Annotated in this window: 19 protein-coding genes; 11 read left to right on the forward strand and 8 right to left on the reverse strand. The window is 61.3% G+C overall.

Going from position 1 to position 16,344, the window contains the following annotated elements; translation table 11 throughout:
• Positions 1-74 precede the first annotated feature (74 nt).
• A complete protein-coding gene (locus tag ASE98_RS10325; RefSeq protein WP_060541267.1) occupies positions 75-1,007 on the forward strand; it encodes a D-2-hydroxyacid dehydrogenase in 933 nt (310 codons plus the stop codon).
• A gap of 125 nt (positions 1,008-1,132) precedes the next feature.
• Here the strand turns inward: ASE98_RS10325 and ASE98_RS10330 are convergent, their stop codons facing one another.
• A complete protein-coding gene (locus tag ASE98_RS10330) occupies positions 1,133-1,726 on the reverse strand; it encodes a nitroreductase family protein (protein WP_060541268.1) in 594 nt (197 codons plus the stop codon).
• A gap of 276 nt (positions 1,727-2,002) precedes the next feature.
• On the opposite strand from ASE98_RS10330, the gene ASE98_RS10335 reads away from it, so the two are divergent.
• Together ASE98_RS10335 and ASE98_RS10340 are read left to right on the forward strand one after the other, a co-directional pair.
• Entirely contained in the window at positions 2,003-2,452 is a 450-nt protein-coding gene (locus tag ASE98_RS10335; protein WP_007944020.1) for a YcgN family cysteine cluster protein, read from the forward strand.
• A gap of 36 nt (positions 2,453-2,488) precedes the next feature.
• Positions 2,489-3,718: a hypothetical protein gene (locus ASE98_RS10340; RefSeq protein ID WP_060541269.1), complete on the forward strand. Its 1,230-nt coding sequence runs from the start codon at positions 2,489-2,491 to the stop codon at positions 3,716-3,718.
• Between the two features lie 85 nt (positions 3,719-3,803).
• On the opposite strand, the gene ASE98_RS10345 is transcribed toward ASE98_RS10340, so the two are convergent.
• The 4 genes from ASE98_RS10345 to ASE98_RS10360 all read right to left on the reverse strand — a co-directional run bounded on the left by ASE98_RS10345 (position 3,804) and on the right by ASE98_RS10360 (position 6,063).
• Entirely contained in the window at positions 3,804-4,181 is a 378-nt protein-coding gene (locus ASE98_RS10345) for a YgaP family membrane protein (protein ID WP_060541270.1), read from the reverse strand.
• 92 nt (positions 4,182-4,273) lie between these two features.
• On the reverse strand, positions 4,274-4,744 hold the full coding sequence (locus ASE98_RS10350; protein WP_060541271.1) for an RNA methyltransferase: 471 nt from the start codon (positions 4,742-4,744) through the stop codon (positions 4,274-4,276).
• Positions 4,745-4,954: 210 nt separating this feature from the next.
• Positions 4,955-5,326 carry a YajD family HNH nuclease gene (locus tag ASE98_RS10355; RefSeq protein WP_007944009.1) on the reverse strand — a complete coding sequence of 124 codons (372 nt, stop codon included), beginning with the start codon at positions 5,324-5,326 and terminating at the stop codon, positions 4,955-4,957.
• A 50-nt stretch (positions 5,327-5,376) separates the two neighbouring features.
• A complete protein-coding gene (locus ASE98_RS10360; RefSeq protein WP_060541272.1) occupies positions 5,377-6,063 on the reverse strand; it encodes a spermidine synthase in 687 nt (228 codons plus the stop codon).
• A 95-nt stretch (positions 6,064-6,158) separates the two neighbouring features.
• On the opposite strand from ASE98_RS10360, the gene ASE98_RS10365 reads away from it, so the two are divergent.
• Entirely contained in the window at positions 6,159-6,449 is a 291-nt protein-coding gene (locus tag ASE98_RS10365) for a hypothetical protein (RefSeq protein ID WP_060541273.1), read from the forward strand.
• On the opposite strand, the gene ASE98_RS10370 is transcribed toward ASE98_RS10365, so the two are convergent.
• Entirely contained in the window at positions 6,446-6,919 is a 474-nt protein-coding gene (locus tag ASE98_RS10370; protein WP_060541274.1) for a cyclic nucleotide-binding domain-containing protein, read from the reverse strand. The two genes, ASE98_RS10365 and ASE98_RS10370, sit on opposite strands and share 4 nt — an antisense overlap.
• A 285-nt stretch (positions 6,920-7,204) precedes the next feature.
• Positions 7,205-9,259 carry a S9 family peptidase gene (locus ASE98_RS10375; protein ID WP_060541275.1) on the reverse strand — a complete coding sequence of 685 codons (2,055 nt, stop codon included), beginning with the start codon at positions 9,257-9,259 and terminating at the stop codon, positions 7,205-7,207.
• A 213-nt stretch (positions 9,260-9,472) separates the two neighbouring features.
• Here ASE98_RS10375 and ASE98_RS10380 point away from each other — a divergent pair, with 213 nt between their 5' ends.
• The 3 genes from ASE98_RS10380 to ASE98_RS10390 are packed head-to-tail and all read left to right on the forward strand — an operon-like array spanning position 9,473 to position 11,329.
• Positions 9,473-9,970 (forward strand): hypothetical protein, encoded by a 498-nt coding sequence (locus ASE98_RS10380; RefSeq protein ID WP_060541276.1) that lies wholly within the window; start codon positions 9,473-9,475, stop codon positions 9,968-9,970.
• Positions 9,971-10,000: 30 nt separating this feature from the next.
• Positions 10,001-10,777, forward strand: coding sequence for a class II glutamine amidotransferase (locus ASE98_RS10385; protein WP_060541277.1), 777 nt, complete (start codon positions 10,001-10,003; stop codon positions 10,775-10,777).
• 9 nt (positions 10,778-10,786) lie between these two features.
• The gene (locus ASE98_RS10390; RefSeq protein ID WP_060541278.1) at positions 10,787-11,329 is read left to right on the forward strand and encodes a DUF2937 family protein; all 543 of its coding nucleotides are present in this window, start codon (positions 10,787-10,789) and stop codon (positions 11,327-11,329) included.
• Positions 11,330-11,431: 102 nt separating this feature from the next.
• Here ASE98_RS10390 and ASE98_RS10395 read toward each other — a convergent pair whose 3' ends face one another.
• On the reverse strand, positions 11,432-12,358 hold the full coding sequence (locus tag ASE98_RS10395) for a LysR family transcriptional regulator (protein WP_060541279.1): 927 nt from the start codon (positions 12,356-12,358) through the stop codon (positions 11,432-11,434).
• Positions 12,359-12,517: 159 nt separating this feature from the next.
• Here ASE98_RS10395 and ASE98_RS10400 point away from each other — a divergent pair, with 159 nt between their 5' ends.
• The 4 genes from ASE98_RS10400 to ASE98_RS10415 all read left to right on the forward strand — a co-directional run bounded on the left by ASE98_RS10400 (position 12,518) and on the right by ASE98_RS10415 (position 16,244).
• A complete protein-coding gene (locus ASE98_RS10400; protein WP_060541280.1) occupies positions 12,518-13,804 on the forward strand; it encodes an MFS transporter in 1,287 nt (428 codons plus the stop codon).
• A gap of 63 nt (positions 13,805-13,867) precedes the next feature.
• A complete protein-coding gene (locus tag ASE98_RS10405; RefSeq protein WP_060541281.1) occupies positions 13,868-14,620 on the forward strand; it encodes a 5-oxoprolinase subunit PxpA in 753 nt (250 codons plus the stop codon).
• Positions 14,617-15,321, forward strand: a complete 705-nt coding sequence (locus ASE98_RS10410; protein ID WP_060541282.1) for a 5-oxoprolinase subunit B family protein — start codon at positions 14,617-14,619, stop codon at positions 15,319-15,321. Before ASE98_RS10405 ends, ASE98_RS10410 begins: the two co-directional genes overlap by 4 nt.
• Positions 15,318-16,244: a biotin-dependent carboxyltransferase family protein gene (locus ASE98_RS10415; protein ID WP_060541283.1), complete on the forward strand. Its 927-nt coding sequence runs from the start codon at positions 15,318-15,320 to the stop codon at positions 16,242-16,244. The genes ASE98_RS10410 and ASE98_RS10415 overlap by 4 nt, the downstream gene beginning before the upstream one ends.
• The last annotated feature ends 100 nt before the right edge of the window (positions 16,245-16,344 follow it).

Here is a 16,344-nt window from a genome sequence, read left to right on the forward strand (position 1 = left end):
TTTTCGCGGTGGCCGTGACGACGTTGTGAAGCGTTGTCGGCGGCCATCTGCACTGTTTTTGAAAGGTTTGAAGCATGCGCGTTCTGATTGCCGAACACGACCACCCCGTCTACGCCCGGTTGTTGCGCGAGGCTGCGCCGGATCTGAAGGTGCTGACCAGCGGTGATTCCGCCGAACTGGCCAGTCAGGCCGCCGATTGCCCGGTCTGGCTTGGTCAACCTGATCTGCTGGCCACGCTGTTGCGTCAGGGCCACCAGCCCCAATGGCTGCAATCGACCTGGGCAGGCATCACTCCACTGCTGGCCGACGGTTTGCCTCGCCACTATCGGCTGACCCGCGCAGTGGGGATTTTCGGTCAGGTCATGGCCGAATATGTACTGACCTACATGCTCGGTCATGAACGTGAAGTGCTGGCGCGACTGGTCAGCCAGGTCGAGCGCAAGTGGGACAATCGCGCAAGCCGCAGTCTGGCGGGGCGCAAGGTGCTGATTGTGGGCACCGGTGATATCGGCCAGCGTGTGGCGCAGTTCCTCGTGCCGTTTGGCGTTGAACTGTACGGCATCGCCAGCAGCGCCCGTGAGCAGGCCCCCTTTATCGAAGTCGGTGCACTGGCGGATCTGCCGCGACTGGTCGGCGACGCGGACTATGTGGTCAATCTGCTCCCCAATACCCCGGACACCCACGATATTTACGATGCCGCGCTGTTCAGGCAATTCAAGCCGACCGGGCTGTTTATCAACGTCGGACGCGGTGTCGCCGTGGTCGATGCGGACCTGGTCGAGGCCTTGAAAGAAGGGCATCTGGCTGGCGCGATAATCGACGTGTGCCGCCAGGAGCCGTTGCCGCAACGACACCCATTCTGGACTGCCTGGGGGTTGCTGTTGACCGGCCACAGCTCGGCACCGACTTCACCTGCGATGATGGTACAGCTGTTCCTCGAGAACCTGCGGGCGTATCAGGCGGGCGAAGGGATGCGCGGGGAAGTGGATTTCGATCGCGGGTATTAAAATCACCCCAATCGACTGTGGGAGCGGGCTTGCTCGCAAAGGCGGTGTGTCAGCCAGCATAAATGTCGACTGGTTCACCACCTTTGCGAGCAAGCCCGCTCCCACAGGAGGGGATGCTGTGGGAGTTAGAGGGTGAAATCACCCTCGGCCGCCAGCTCGCTCAGCGGCTGCCGCGGGCTTGGCGCTTCGCGGGCCTGCAGGTAGTCCGCCAGGCTTGCCTTGTCACCCAGCTTGCCGACCGCAACGGCGGCGTGCAGGGCGTAGCCTTCAGGAATGTTCAGCTCCTTGCGGGTCAGTTCCTGGTCGAAGCCGGCCATGCCATGGGTGTGCCAGCCGCTGATGCTCGCTTGCAGCGCCAGGTGGCCCCAGGCCGAGCCTGTGTCGAAGGTATGCCACAAGGCCGGGGTTTCTTCGGTGGCACCGGGTGCGGCGAAGGTGGTCTTCGAGATCACAATCACCAGGGCCGAGGCGTGTTGCGCCCAACTGCGGTTGAACTCGTTCAGCAAACCCAGGTAACGCTCCCAGTTCGGTGTATCGCGACGGGCGTAAAGAAAGCGCCAAGGCTGCGAGTTATACGCCGATGGCGCCCAGCGTGCGGCTTCGAAGAAGCTCAGCAGGGTCTCGACGGGAATGGCTTCGCCGGTGAAGGCGCGAGGGGACCAGCGATCAGTGAACTGCGGGTGAATGGCGTATTCGGCAACGCGTGGGTTGGCACTCATCAAGAGATTCCTTGCTACGTTTGAAAGAGAGTTGTCTGAAACCTGCGGGCGCAGTTGAGCTGGGCGATGAGGTTTGTCGAGAGCCTGGCAGACTACTGCAATGCAACGCGGTCGAGCGTTTATGGCACGCGGGTATGGCTCCTTGCGATTGGCAAAGCTACTTGGCAGCGCAATAACTGACAAGTGCGATGTACCGACAGTCGCCAATGCTTGGCCCAACGGGCCGGGGGCACTAGACTGGCGGCCTTTTCACCACCTGATGTTGATGCTCGAGCCATGGCCGCCAAAGTCGAACCGTTCTGGATACGCAAAACCCTCGATCAACTCGATCAAGAGGAATGGGAATCGCTGTGCGACGGCTGCGGCCTGTGCTGCCTGCAAAAGCTTGAAGATGAAGACGACAACAGCGTCTATTACACGCGCATCGCCTGCAAACTGCTGGACCTGAAAACCTGTCAGTGCACTGACTACCCTAATCGTCGTGACTTCGTGCCGGACTGCATCCAGCTCACGCCGGGCAAGGCCGACGAGTTCAAGTGGCTGCCACCGACCTGTGGCTATCGCCTGGTCAGCGAAGGCAAGGATCTGCCGCTGTGGCATCACCTGGTGTGCGGTGATCGCGATGCCGTGCACCACGAGCGCATCTCCCAGTCCGGGCGCATGCTGGCCGAAGGCAGCGTGCCGGAAGATGATTGGGAAGATCACCTGATTTTCCGGGCGGGCTGATCGCCCGGGGTTTTAGCGTTTCACGAAGGAGTGTGTATGGCTGTGGGATGGCGGCTGGCGTTGGCTTGTGGATTTCTGACCCTGGGTTCGCCCGTGTGGGCGGCGAACAAGGTTGATCTGGATTATCACGTGCGCTTGCTGCCGCAGAGCGATCAGGCCGAAGTGCGCCTTACCCTGGCCCAGGGTTCGGCAGTGCGCAGTCTGGATTTCGACCTTGGTGACGGCAGCCATTACAGTGATTTCAAGGCCGATGGCCAATGGCAGCTGACGCCGGGCAGCCAAGCACGGGGCGTTTGGCAACCAGGCGCCGACAAGGCCAGCCTGACCTATCGCGTGCGCATCAGCCACGGGCGCAACAATGGCAGCTTCGATAGCCGTATGACCCCGACCTGGGCCTTGATGCGCGGTGACGACCTGGTGCCGCCGGCCCGACTCGATCAGCAGGATGGCGTCGAATTGGTGGCGCGCCTTGAGTTTGAACTGCCCAGTGGCTGGAAAAGCGTCGAAACCGCCTGGCCGCGCATCGGCACGAACAAATTCCGCATCGATAATCCCTCCCGCCTGTTCGACCGGCCCACGGGCTGGATGCTCGCCGGCCACCTCGGCAGCCGGCGCACGCGGCTTGGGGAAACCGAAGTCACCGTCGCCTCTCCCCAGGGGCAGGGCATGCGCCGCATGGATGTGCTGACCATGCTGACCTTCGTCTGGCCCCAGGTACAGGCGGTTTATTCCCGACACCCGACCAAACTGCTGATTGTCGGCGCCAGCGATCCCATGTGGCGAGGCAGCCAGGCGGCACATGAGTCGATCTACCTCAACAGCCGTCTGCCGCTGGTCAGCGAAAGCGGCACCAGCGTCCTGGTGCGTGAACTGGCTCAGCTGTGCGGGAGAATCAACGACACGCAGCGCAGTGACTGGATCAGCGAAGGTCTTGCCGAGTATTACGCCATCGAACTGGTGCGGCGGGCCGGCGGCATGAGCGATGAGCGGTACGAAAGTCTGCACGCCAAGCTGATCAAGACAGGCCAGAAGGTCACGACCTTGCGCGTTGAATCGGCGAGCCCGGCGCAGGTGGCCAGGGCGGTGGTGTTATTGCAAGAGCTGGATCGCGAGATTCGCCTGAAAACCCACAACAAGCGTTCGCTCGATGATGTGCTGCGTGGGGTGATGCGCCTGGAGAACGTTGATACCAAGGCGTTTGTGCAGCTCAGCGAGAGTGTGATCGGGGATTCGTCGAAGGTACTGGATACCGAGTTGCTTCAGTAACTCGGCTATCGCTGGCGAGCCAGCTCCCACAAGTGGAACCTGGCTTGCCGGCGATGAGGCCATCAGCCTCACCAGAACGCTTGGATCAGACCCCGGCTTTCGGCGATTGCAGCGAATCATTGCCCGTGACAGTTGCCGTTTTTGTCGCGGCCTCGGCATTGGCCTTCAACTGGCTCAACTCTTCCCCGGCCCGCTGGATTTTCGCCCGCACGTTGTTCATGTCCTGACGGCTTTTTTCCAGCAGGCTTTTCGCCGAGCTATGGCCAGTGATGCCGCGGGCCAGGGCGACGCCGCCAATGGCCACCTGGATCAAACCGAAAATACCGCCGCGGCGCAGGCCTTTACCGACCATCACAACGCCGCCCGCCAGGGAACCGATGCGTTCCCAGCCCTGCACGTTTTGCTCGGATGGGCTCTGGAAAGGTGTGGATTCGATACGCTCGACGCGCTTGAGTTCGCTCATGATCTGACTCCAGGCAGGAAGGGTTGATTCAGTAATGGATAGTTAAGCTGACTGCCGAAACGGCCAGCTTGTTCCATCGGATGTGCGGCACTTCAGCGGAATTTCGGCCCGGATCGGGTATTGAGACCCTTGGCCATGCGGTCATAGAGCACGACGTTGACGGTGGCCGCCAGGTTCATGCAGCCGGTGGTCGGGATGTACACCACGTCTTCGCACCAGTCGCGAATCTCTTGATCCAGCGAACCGTCCTCGGGGCCGAAGATGTACAGCGCGCGATCCGGGTGAGTGTATTCAGGCAGCGCCCGGGCGCCGTCGACAAGTTCAACGGCAACGGGCACGCAGCCCAGGGGCAGGATTTTCTTCAGGTCGTCGATGCCAATCAGCGGAATGTCGTAGTGGACTCGCTTGGTATCGGTGACGAAGTCAGCGGCGCGTTCATAGCGCTTGCCGGTATAGAACACCGACGCCACGCCATAACAGCCAGCGGCGCGCATCACCGAACCGACGTTCTCCGGTGATTTTGGGTTGTACAAACCGATGCAGCTGTACCGTTTGTCTGCCACGAGCGAAGCGCCTTTCAGGAAAAAAGCGCGATTATACGGGGAATGGGTGGCAGTGGTCTGTTCGCAGATTAGTGGTGTCTGCGCAATTGCCTTCGCGAGCAAGCCCGCTCCCACACTGGACCTGAAGCGCACATAAATTGAGTGCTCACCTCCAATCCACTGTGGGAGCGGGCTTGCTCGCGAAGGGGCCGGTTCAGGCGCTAAAAATCTTCAGTCTTCCTTTTTCATCAACCCGGCCAAAGCCGCAAACGGATTGTGCGTCGCCTTGGCGATTTTTGGTGTGCTCAGCGAGCCTTCGCCGAAGTACTGCTGGTCGGTATATCGAGAGTGCTCGTTATCGTGGCAATACAGGCACAACAATTCCCAGTTCGAGCCGTCCTGCGGGTTGTTGTCGTGGTTGTGGTCGCGGTGGTGCACGGTCAGTTCGCTCAGGCGCTTGCCGGAAAACTCACGGGCGCAGCGGCCGCACACGTGCGGGTACATCTTCAGGGCTTTGTCGCGGTAGCCCATTTCCTTGTCGCGCTGGTTGTCGGCAAGGATGCGATCCAGCTTCGAAGTGTTGGTCGGGGTGGACGAACTCATGGGTTCACCTTTGTAGAAAGACTAATGACAGTTATAGGGTGAAGTTTAGCCTAGCCCTTGAGCTTCTCGGCAATCCAGATGGTGTGACGGGTGCCTTTGTTGCCATGGGCGAAGACCTGGACTTCCTCGGCCTTGAAGCCAGCTTTTTTCAGCTTGTCGGAAAATTGCCGATCGGCGCTGGCCGACCACACGGCCAGCACGCCCTTGAGCCGCAAGGCTTTGGCGCAGGCCGCCAGGCCTCCTGCGGAGTACAACCAGCTGTTGGCCTTCTGGGTCAGTCCTTCAGGGCCGTTGTCGACATCGAGCATGATCGCATCAAAACCCTGTGGCTCGGCTTGCAGTACCTTGGCGACGTCTTCCATGCGAATTACCGTGCGTGGGTCGAGCAGCGGCTTGCCGGCCTTTTCGCCCAAGGGCCCGCGGTTCCACTCGACCACGCCTGGCACCAGCTCGGCCACCACCACTTCGGCGCTCTTGCCCAGGTGCTTGAGCGCGGAGGCGAGGGTGAAGCCCATGCCCAGTCCGCCGATGAGCACCCGTGAATTCGGTCGGCCAGCGACTTTGCGGCAAGGGATCTCGGCCAGGGCGTCTTCGGAGCCGTGCATACGGGTGTTCATTAATTGCCCGCCGTCACCGCCCTGGATCTTGATGACGAAATCCTCGCCGTACTCGAACAGGCACAGGGCGCCGCCGTTTTCAGGAATAGGGGTGGTGTCGAGCAGAACAAAACGTTTCATGGGGCTCACTTGAAGAAAATTGGCAGAACTCAGGAGGGCAAACCGACGCAGTTGGGAGTAGCCTGTTTATGACGACAAGGCCAACGGAGCCATTGATGAAGCGCACCATTCTAACGGTCATTGCCCTGGCCGCGCTCTCGATAACTGCAGCGCAGGCCCAACAGCTGCAAACCATTCCTGTCAGCCCCGCGTCGACGCTCGGTGCTCCCGGCACTGCGACGCCTACACCATATCCGCAGATCAGCCCCGCACCTTTGCCCAGGGTTGGCCCAGGCAGCAGCGGTCCGCCGTTGGTGCCGATGGAAATGCCCAGCCCGCCGAGCAAAGACCAGCCGTTGCCAGGGCTTACACCGCAACCACCGAAAGCCAAGTCGCCGGGCGGTTAAACCTGCTGTGAAAGCAGTTGCCCGTCGGCCATGCGCAGGCGCCTGGAGAGGGAAACGGCGAGGGCACGGATGATCTTCGCGGCGATTTTCGGCGCGTCGTTGAGCATTTTTTCCAGTGAGTCCTTACCCAGGTTAAGCAACTGACAGTTGCTCGCCGCCACGCAACTGGCCGAGCGCCGCTCGCCGTCGAGCACAGCCATTTCACCGAACGAGCGACCGCTGCGCAAAGTGGCGATGGTTACCCGTTGGCCGTCGGCGGTGGTTTTCTGTACCGCCACCTGGCCGCTGTGGATGATGCACATGAAGCTGCCGGCATCGCCTTCCTGGAAAATTTCTTCGCCCTGGGGGATGGCACTGATGCTGAAGTAGCCTGAGGCGGCGGCAAAGTCCGCTGGCAGCAGCTGGTTGAACAGGCCGCAATCCATCAGCCAGTCGCGGATTTCGTTGTTAAGCAAGGTCGGTTCTGACATGTCGTTGCGGTCTTTTTGTAGTGTCTTTTACTGGCTGGATTATGAATACACCGCAATCCCCTAATGTACGAGCGAGCTTTGTGGCGAGGGGGCTTGCCCCCGTTCGACCGCGTAGCGGTCGCATAGCACACCCGATCTATCAGAATGAATTCAGGACACCGGGTTTGGGGCTGCTTCGCAGCCCAACGGGGGCAAGCCCCCTCACCACAAAGGCGCCCACAGGGGGATAGTGTTGTATCGGCCCGAGGCGTCAGGAATTAAGACCGTTTCGTCGGGCCAGGTTCCTCAGGCAATGCCCAAAACCTTGAACAAAAACCCATATTCGAGCGCTACGTCACGTAATCCCTGATATCGACCGCTCATCCCGCCATGACCGGCGCCCAGTTCGGTCTTGAGCAGCAGTGGATTGTCGTCGGTTTTGTTCGCGCGCAGCTTCGCCACCCACTTGGCCGCTTCCCAGTACTGCACACGGCTGTCGTTGTAGCCGGCGATCACCAGGGTCGCGGGATAGTCCTGAGCGGTGACGTTTTCGTACGGGGCATAGGCCTTGATCCGCTCATAGACATCCGGCTCCTCGGGGTTGCCCCACTCGTCGTATTCGGTCACGGTCAGTGGCAGGTCCGGATCGAGCATGGTGTTGAGCACATCAACGAACGGCACTTCGGCGATAGCGGCAGCGAACAACTCCGGGCGCTGGTTGAGTACCGCACCGATCAGCAGGCCACCGGCGCTGCCGCCGCTGATCGCCAATTGTGCAGAGGAGGTGAAGCCCTCGGCAATCAAGTGTTCGGCGCAGGCGATGAAGTCGCTGAAAGTGTTGTGCTTGTGCTCCTGCTTGCCGGCGCGATGCCAGGCTTCCCCCAGCTCGCCGCCGCCACGCACATGGGCAATGGCAAAGGCCATGCCGCGATCGAGCAGGCTCAGGCGCGCGTGGGAAAACCACGGGTCGAGGCTTTCGCCGTAAGCGCCGTAGCCATAGAGGTACAGCGGTACCGGTTTGCCGAGGTCCTCACGCTTGATCACCAGACTGATCGGCACTTGCGTACCGTCCGGCGCGGTCGCCCACAGGCGCTGGCTGACGTAGGCGTCGGCATCGAACGGACCGAGCACCGGCGTTTGCTTGAGGACTTGCTGCTCGCCTGTGGCCAGGTCGAGCTGGCGAATCTGCGCCGGACGGTTCAATGCCTCATAGCGCAGGCGGATGCGCTCGCTGAGGAACTCCAGGCTGTTCTGCACGTGCAGGCTGTAGGCAGCGTCGGGCAGTTGCACGCGGTAGCTCGGCAGACCCTCGGGGTGAACCTCGATGATCGGCAGGCCGCCGATGCGCAGGCTCAGGGTCATGGCGCCGGCATTGAGGCTGACGCCATCGATCATCACCGTATCGCTGTGCGTGATCAGGTTCTGCCAGTCGGACTCGCTCGGCGCGCCGCCGTTATCAATGGCTGTGTACAAGGCGAAGTTGATGCCATCGCGGTTGGTGCGGATGAACCAGGTCCATTGACCGTCGAACGTACCGTGGTCGACGTCGTATTCGTGATCTTCGACCCTCGGCGCAATGCAGGTAAAGGCTTGCTGGGGCTGGGAGGCGTCGAGCACCCAGACTTCACTGGTGGTCTTGCTGCCCACGGACAGCAGCAATTGCTGCTCGGAGCTGGAGCGATAGCAATGCATGAAGAAGCGGCCATCGGGCTCATGGAACACTTCTTCGGCCGCAGTGCCATCGAGGCGATAGCGGTACAGCTTGTGCGGGCGATGGGTGTCGTCCAGCTCGCCGAAAAACAGGGTCAGGCTGTCGTTGGCCCAGGTCATGCTGCCGTCGCAGTCCTGGAACTCCAGTTCGCTGACACGCCCGTCGGACAACTCCTTCACGAACAGCGTGTAGATCTCCTCGCCGCTGGAGTCGATGCTGTAGGCCAGGCGCTGGTGATCGGGACTGATGCTGAACGCCCCAAGGGAAAAGAAACCGCCATTGGCCAGTGCGTTCGGGTCGAGCAACAGCTGTTCCCGGCTTTCGTCGAGGGTCAGGCTGTCATCTGCCGGGCGCGGGCAGCGGTAGTGCCGGGCGTATTCGTCGCCCGCGGTGGTGCGCGTGTAATACAGGTACGGCCCCCAAGGCGAGGGCAGGGACAGGTCGGTTTCGAGAATCCGGCCCTTGATCTCTTCGAACAGGGTCTCGCGCAATGCGGCCTGGTCGGCGGTTTGTGCTTCCTGATAGGCGTTTTCGGCCTTGAGGTAGTCGAGCACTGCCTCGGTGTCGCGCTCCTGCAGCCAGGCGTAGGGATCGGAGCCTTCAGCCTTGTGGGCAATCGGAGCGTCGCAAAGGGTGGCGGATAGGGGCATGGAGGACTCTCGGACAGTATACGAAATAAGGGCATCACCCCCTGTGGGAGCGGGCTTGCTCGCGAAGAGGGGTGTCAGTCGAGACTATGTTTTCTGACACACCGCTTTCGCGAGCAAGCCCGCTCCCACAGGGTGAGGCACGTTGCTGGCTGGATTTGGGCAGCCTGAAGGGCGAAAAGCCGTTATCATAAGCGCCTCTTTGCCTGCCTTGCCATGGACACCATGACCGAGAACGACTATCTGATTGCCTGGGGCCTCTACGCCTTCGCCGCCATAGGCTGCCTGTTGGTGTGGATGCGCATCACCCGCTGGATGTGGCGTTGGCTGCGTGAGCCGTTGCGTTTGCTGGTCGCCGTGCTGCTGTTCAGCCCGACCATCATCGACCCGGTCAAGGCCAAGGTCGCTCCATCGATTGCCATCACCGCCCTTGATCTGTTGTTCAAGGTCGGCAACAACGCCTGGCGGGCGATTTCCGATCTGTTCATGTACGGCATGATCGCGTTCGCAATCTACCTGGTGTTTGTCGCGATCCGCTTTCCGATCGAGCGTGCTGCCAATGCCCGCAAGGAACAGGCAGCGGCCGCCAACGCCGCCGCCCGCGCCGAAGACCGGGAAAATGATCAACCGTTCGGCGGTGCCGGCGATGATCGTTACGGTCGTGCGCCTGTGCCGGCCAATCCCCAGCGTATGCGAGTCGAACCGCGTTTGTAACCTTGCCCTGCCTTCATCGAGAATCCGAGCATGTGTGAGTTATTGGGCATGAGCGCCAATGTCCCGACCGATATCGTGTTCAGCTTCACTGGGCTGATGCAGCGCGGTGGCCGCACAGGCCCGCACCGCGATGGTTGGGGCATCGCCTTCTACGAAGGCCGCGGGCTGCGCCTGTTCCAGGACCCGGCCGCGAGCTGCGAGTCGGAAGTCGCCAATCTGGTACAGCGTTATCCGATCAAGAGCGAAGTGGTGATCGGGCATATCCGCCAGGCCAACGTCGGCAAGGTCTGCCTGTCCAACACCCATCCGTTCGTCCGTGAGCTGTGGGGGCGCAACTGGTGTTTCGCCCATAACGGCCAACTGGCGGACTTCCAGCCGGCCGCCAGTTTCTACCGCCCCGTTGGCGATACCGACAGCGAAGCGGCATTCTGCGACTTGCTCAACCGCGTGCGTGCAGCGTTCCCCGAGCCGGTCGAGGTCGAACAATTGCTGCCGGACCTGGTGGCGGCCTGCGCCGAATACCGCAGTAAAGGCGTGTTCAACTGCCTGCTCAGTGACGGTGACTGGCTGTTCTGCTATTGCTCGACCAAGCTGGCGCAGATCACGCGCCGCGCTCCATTCGGCCCGGCACGCTTGAAGGATGTCGACGTGATTGTCGACTTTCAGGCCGAAACCACGCCCAACGACGTGGTCACGGTGATCGCCACCGAACCCCTGACCGAAAACGAAACCTGGACTCGCTACGAACCGGGTCAATGGAGCCTGTGGCGACGCGGCGAATGCGTCAGCCAGGGCCGGACCGAATAAGGATCTCCCATGTTGCTCAGTTATCTACGGCTGGTGTTGTTTGCGGCGGGCCTGTTGATCGGTGTCCAGGTGCCGGGGTTCATCAGCGATTACGCCAAGCGGGTCGAAGCGCACCTGATCGAGGCGCAAGCCGGCTTGAGCGGTTTCCAGGGCACGGCCAATCAGTTCTTCAAGGGTGACATGCAGGCCCTGGTCGCCCATTACCGCGCCAGCGACGACCCGATCTTTCGCAGCGATGCCGACAGCCTGAGCAATCTGCTGACCCGCCAGATGGCGCTGGACAAGCAGTTCCAGGCGATGCAGGGACCTTGGTACATCCGTGTCCTGCAAGTGGTCCTGGCCGCCGACCCGGATATTCGCAAGGAGACCTGGAACGGCTACAGCTACCAGATTCTGCTGACACCCGAGGCGATGATCTGGGGCATGAGCGGCGCGTTGCTGCTGTCGTTCGGCCTGGAGTGCCTGTTCCGCCTGATCGACTGGGTGGTGCTGGGCGGCAAGCGCCTGCGCCAGAGCCGGCCGATCGAAGAGCGGGATTTGCGCGGGTTGTAAAAAGATCAACAGATCGCAGCCTCGTTGCACTCGACAGCTCCTACAGAAAACGCGATCCCCTGTAGGAACTGTCGAGTGCAACGAGGCTGCGATCTTTAGCTTTCAGCTGGCCGCAGGTTTGCTCAAGGTGACGTAAGCGTCACCCACCTTCTGCGCATAGTCTTCAAGCACCTGCTGACACAACGCCACAATCTCCTCGACCCACTCCACACCCACTCGCCACGACACCACCACTTGCAGGTCCGGCGGTCGCTGGTCGATGTCGAGCAAGGACAATTCCCCCCGTGCCAGCTCCTCGGCGACTAGCACCGGTGGCAACGCGCCAATGCCGAAACCGTCACGCAACAACCGGGTAATCGCCGACACCGAATTGACGCAGTTCAATCGCGGCGCCATGACGCCGTTGGCCTGCATCAGGGCGAGCACTTCCTGATGCGGATGGGAGTTTTTCGAGTAGGTAATGATGCGCTCACCGGCCAGGTCGGCGATGCCTGAGTACTCGCGGTTGTACAGGGAATTGCTGGCGGCGATCCAGCCCATGGGGTGGCTGGCCAGCTCCAGGCTGCGCACGCTTTCCTGGCGCAACAGATCGGTTTGCAGGATCACATCGAGAAAGCCTTTTTGCAGCTGATCGCAGAGGTTGAGCGAGGTATCGGCCACCAGCTCGATTTCCACTAGCGGGTAGTGGTCGGTCATCTGCGCCACCAAGGGGCTGAGCCAGGTGTGGATCACCGTGTCCATGACGCCGATGCGTACCCGTCCGGCCTTGCTCGAACGGGTCTCGATCGACTGCTTGAGCGCCTGCATGGTGTCCAGCATCCGCTCGGCATAATCGAGCACTTTCAAGCCTTCGGGGGTCAGGCTCACGCCCCGGGAATCGCGCAGAAACAGCTTCACTCCAAGCTCGCCCTCGAGCACTGCGATGCGGCTGGAAATCGACGCCTGGGTGGTGAAAAGCTTGTCTGCCGTCAGGCGAAAACTCTTGAGGCGGGCAACCCAGACGAAGGTCTCTAGAAACTTCAGGTTCATGTCATCAGCTCGGGGGATAAAGTTTTCTTATGGCTGGGGCGGGGTTTTATTAGTTGGACGCAAAGGGGCCGGACATCCAAGAATCGACGCATCCGGTTCCCACGATAGGCGTCGTCGGGGCTCAGAACAATACCAATAAAATATGCGCGGAGATTTGCCATGAGTGCGCCCGACACCCTCGACATCCCCAAAGCCACCGCCCGTCCGGGACCCTTCGACTGGTATCGCAACATCAATCAGCAGGAACGCCGCACCTTCTGGAGCTGCAAGATCGGCTATGGCCTGGACGGCATGGACACCCAGATGCTCAGCTTCGTGGTGCCGACCCTGATTGCCATGTGGGGCATCACCACAGGCGAGGCCGGGTTGATTCACACCAGTACGCTGATCGCTTCGGCCATCGGTGGCTGGGTGGCGGGGATTCTCTCCGACCGCATCGGTCGCGTGCGCACCTTGCAACTGACCGTGTTGTGGTTCGCCTTCTTTACCTTCCTCTGCGGCTTCGCCCAGAACTACGAACAGTTACTGATCGCGCGCACCCTGATGGGCTTCGGTTTCGGTGGCGAATGGACAGCCGGTGCGGTGTTGATCGGTGAAGTGATTCGCGCCCAGGATCGCGGCAAGGCGGTTGGCATGGTGCAATCCGGCTGGGCGCTGGGTTGGGGGCTGACGGCGATTCTGTATGCAGTGCTGTTCTCGCTGCTGCCACCGGAAGACGCCTGGCGCGCACTGTTCATTCTCGGCATTGTGCCGGCGATTTTCGTGATTTTCGTTCGCCGACTGGTCAAGGATCCGGAAATCTACCGTCAGGCCAAAGCCAAGGAAGCGCCGAGCAACCCTTCGAAGTTCTACGAGATCTTCGCCCCCGGCATGCTTTTCACCACGTTCCGCGCCTCGTTGTTGACCACGGGTGCTCTGGGTGGCTACTACGCGATCACCTCCTGGTTGCCGACTTTCCTGAAGAACGAACGCGGCTTGAGCGTACTCGGCACTGGCGGTTATCTGGCGATGGTGATCATCGGTTCCTACGTTGGCTATGTCATCAGTGCGTATTTGACTGACATCCTTGGGCGCAAAAAGAACTTCATCCTGTTCGCGGTCGGCTCGTTCACCATCGTCCTGCTGTATACGCAATTGCCCGTGAGCAACGGCGTCATGCTGTGGCTGGGCTTCCCGCTGGGCTTCTTTGCCTCGGGGATCTTCAGCGGCATGGGCGCGTTCCTGACCGAACTGTTTCCTACGCGGATTCGCGGTTCGGGGCAGGGTTTTTGCTACAACATCGGCCGGGCGCTGGCGGCGCTGTTCCCGTTGCTGATTGGCTTGCTCAGCCAGACGGTGCCATTGAGCGTGGGGATCGGCGCGTTCGCGGCGGTTTCCTACGGCGTGGTGATTCTGGCGGCACTCAGCCTGCCGGAAACCCGTGGCAAGCAACTGGACGCTCAGTAACTGATAACCTGCGCGGTAGATGCATTACAGCGAAGAAGAATAAAACCTACAGGAGTGTTCACTGTGAGCCGCCTGCTATTGAACTGTGACATCGGCGAGAGTTTCGGCAGTTGGACCATGGGTCTGGACGCCGAGGTGATGCCCTTCATCGACTGCGCCAACATCGCCTGCGGCTTCCATGCCGGTGACCCGGGCGTCATGCGCAAGACTGTCAGCCTGGCCCTGAGCCACGGCGTGCAAATCGGCGCGCATCCGGCCTATCAGGATCTGGTCGGGTTCGGCCGTCGGTCCATGACCTACAGCGCCCAGGAACTGCAGGACATTCTGCATTACCAGATCGGCGCCCTCGACGGCATTTGCCGGGCCCAGGGCGGTCGGGTGAGCTACGTCAAACCCCACGGCGCGATGTACAACGACATGATGGCCAACCCGGCGCAATTGCGCGCGGTGCTCCAGGCTGTAGCGTCCTATGACCGTAGCCTGCCGTTGATGTTGATGGCCACTGCCGACAATAGCGCCGCCCGGCAGTTGGGCGAGGAGTACGGCGTGACCCTGTGGTTCGAAGCCTTTGCCGATCGCGGCTATGACAGCGCCGGCAGGTTGCTGTCGCGACAATTGCCGGGAGCAGTGCATCATGATCCCGAGCAAGTCGTCGAACAGGCACTGATCATTGCCCGTGGCGATCATCTCACCGCCAGTGACGGCAGCGCCTTGCACTTGCAGGCCAACACCCTTTGCGTGCACGGCGACAACGCCGGTTCGGTCGCCGCCGTGCAACGTATCCGTGCAGCCTTGAATCAGCCGAGCGCCTCATGAAACTGCGGGTTGAAGTGGTAGCGCTCGATTGCCTGATGGTGCGCCTGTTCGATGAAATCGCCGAAGCCAACATGCCGTGGATGCTCGCTGCCAGCGAAAGCCTGCGCAGTGCGTTTGCCGGGCATTTGATCGATCTGGTGCCTTCTTACACCACCTTGATGGTGCACTTTGACCTGAGCGGATTGAGCCCGTCCCAGGCCCGGGAGTTGATCGCCCAGGCATTGATCGATCTTTCGCCCAATGCCAGAAAGCGCGGCGCTTGCCATGTGCTGCCGGTGTGGTACGACCCGAGCGTCGGCCCGGAGCTGAGCCTGTTATCGCAGCGCAGCGGCTTGACGGTGGATGAGGTGATCCGCCGTCATAGCGAGCGTGAGTATCAGGTTTTCGCCCTGGGCTTTGCGCCGGGGTTCGCGTTCATGGGACTGGTGGAGGAGGTCCTCGCCGCGCCGCGTCTGAACACGCCCCGCAAGAAAGTCGCAGCCGGCAGCGTCGGCATCGCCGAACGACAAACGGCGGCCTATCCGGTGGTATCCCCCGGGGGCTGGAACCTGATCGGTCGCACCCCGGCCAGATTGTTCGACCGCCACCGCGATGGCTACAGCCTGATGCAGCCGGGCGACACGGTGCGCTTCGAAGCGGTCGGCCACGCCGAGTTCATCAATCTGGGCGGGGATGACACGCCATTGGAGGCCCAGGCATGAGCCGTCTGAGTATTGAAGCGAGCACGCCACTTTGCTTGTTGCAGGATGCGGGGCGTTTTGGCGTGCGGCACCTGGGGGTGACCCAGGGCGGGGCGGTCGATTGGTGCTCGATGGCCTGGGCCAATTGGCTGCTGGGCAATGCACTGGATGTAGCGGTGATCGAAATCACCCTCGGCGGGCTGACCCTGGTGGCCGAAGACGAATGTCTGCTGGCACTGGCCGGAGCGGATCTGGGCGCGCAGGTCGATGGCGAAGCGTTGGCGCCATGGCGCAGTTTCAGACTGCACAAGGGCCAGCGTTTGCAATTCACTCAACCATTGCTTGGGGCCCGAGCCTATCTGGCCGCGCCGGGTGGTTTTGCCGCACCGAAGGTGTTGGGCAGCAGCGCCACGGTAGTCCGCGAAGAACTGGGGGGGCTGGATGGCATGGGTCGCCCATTGAGCCAAGGTGCTTCGTTGAGCTATTCGGGGAATCCGCTGATGCTGCTGCGCGATGTACCGGCAGATCAGCGACCGGACCTGAACCTGGATACACCGCTGGACCTGGTGCTGGGGGCGCAAATCGGTGAGTTCAGCGGGCAGAGTCTGTTCGATGCGTTCAACAGCACCTGGAGTCTGGACAGCCGTTCCGACCGCATGGGCATTCGTCTCTTGGGCCCTGCGCTGCAGTATCAGGGCAAGCCGATGATTTCCGAAGGCATCCCGCTGGGTGCGGTTCAGGTACCGCCGGACGGGCAACCGATCGTCCTGCTCAATGATCGGCAGACCATTGGTGGCTATCCGCGTCTGGGGGCGTTGACGCCGTTGGCGCTGGCGCGCTTGGCGCAATGCCTGCCGGGTAAGCAGGTGCGGCTGCGCCCGGTGGTGCAGGAGGTGGCGTATCGCGAGCAGATTGAATATTTGCGCAGGTTTCAGAACCCCTAAAAGCATCGTCGGAACGCGCTCCGGAGCAAGCCCGGCTCCCACATTGGCGTTGTGCAAGGCACAGAGTAAATGTGGGAGCGGGCTTGCTCGCGAAGAGGCC

It is taken from the genome of Pseudomonas sp. Leaf48, assembly GCF_001421885.1.
GTDB lineage: Bacteria > Pseudomonadota > Gammaproteobacteria > Pseudomonadales > Pseudomonadaceae > Aquipseudomonas.

What these genes read in the sequence shown, in the direction of transcription:
- ASE98_RS10410 (WP_060541282.1), top strand. Translation starts at nt 14,617, where the DNA reads ATGAAACTGCGGGTTGAAGTGGTAGCGCTCGATTGCCTGATGGTGCGC.
- ASE98_RS10365 (WP_060541273.1), top strand. Translation starts at nt 6,159, where the DNA reads ATGAAGCGCACCATTCTAACGGTCATTGCCCTGGCCGCGCTCTCGATA.
- ASE98_RS10355 (WP_007944009.1), bottom strand. Translation starts at nt 5,326, where the DNA reads ATGAGTTCGTCCACCCCGACCAACACTTCGAAGCTGGATCGCATCCTT.
- ASE98_RS10395 (WP_060541279.1), bottom strand. Translation starts at nt 12,358, where the DNA reads ATGAACCTGAAGTTTCTAGAGACCTTCGTCTGGGTTGCCCGCCTCAAG.
- ASE98_RS10325 (WP_060541267.1), top strand. Translation starts at nt 75, where the DNA reads ATGCGCGTTCTGATTGCCGAACACGACCACCCCGTCTACGCCCGGTTG.
- ASE98_RS10340 (WP_060541269.1), top strand. Translation starts at nt 2,489, where the DNA reads ATGGCTGTGGGATGGCGGCTGGCGTTGGCTTGTGGATTTCTGACCCTG.
- ASE98_RS10400 (WP_060541280.1), top strand. Translation starts at nt 12,518, where the DNA reads ATGAGTGCGCCCGACACCCTCGACATCCCCAAAGCCACCGCCCGTCCG.
- ASE98_RS10345 (WP_060541270.1), bottom strand. Translation starts at nt 4,181, where the DNA reads ATGAGCGAACTCAAGCGCGTCGAGCGTATCGAATCCACACCTTTCCAG.
- ASE98_RS10375 (WP_060541275.1), bottom strand. Translation starts at nt 9,259, where the DNA reads ATGCCCCTATCCGCCACCCTTTGCGACGCTCCGATTGCCCACAAGGCT.
- ASE98_RS10330 (WP_060541268.1), bottom strand. Translation starts at nt 1,726, where the DNA reads ATGAGTGCCAACCCACGCGTTGCCGAATACGCCATTCACCCGCAGTTC.
- ASE98_RS10335 (WP_007944020.1), top strand. Translation starts at nt 2,003, where the DNA reads ATGGCCGCCAAAGTCGAACCGTTCTGGATACGCAAAACCCTCGATCAA.
- ASE98_RS10370 (WP_060541274.1), bottom strand. Translation starts at nt 6,919, where the DNA reads ATGTCAGAACCGACCTTGCTTAACAACGAAATCCGCGACTGGCTGATG.
- ASE98_RS10415 (WP_060541283.1), top strand. Translation starts at nt 15,318, where the DNA reads ATGAGCCGTCTGAGTATTGAAGCGAGCACGCCACTTTGCTTGTTGCAG.
- ASE98_RS10360 (WP_060541272.1), bottom strand. Translation starts at nt 6,063, where the DNA reads ATGAAACGTTTTGTTCTGCTCGACACCACCCCTATTCCTGAAAACGGC.
- ASE98_RS10390 (WP_060541278.1), top strand. Translation starts at nt 10,787, where the DNA reads ATGTTGCTCAGTTATCTACGGCTGGTGTTGTTTGCGGCGGGCCTGTTG.
- ASE98_RS10385 (WP_060541277.1), top strand. Translation starts at nt 10,001, where the DNA reads ATGTGTGAGTTATTGGGCATGAGCGCCAATGTCCCGACCGATATCGTG.
- ASE98_RS10380 (WP_060541276.1), top strand. Translation starts at nt 9,473, where the DNA reads ATGGACACCATGACCGAGAACGACTATCTGATTGCCTGGGGCCTCTAC.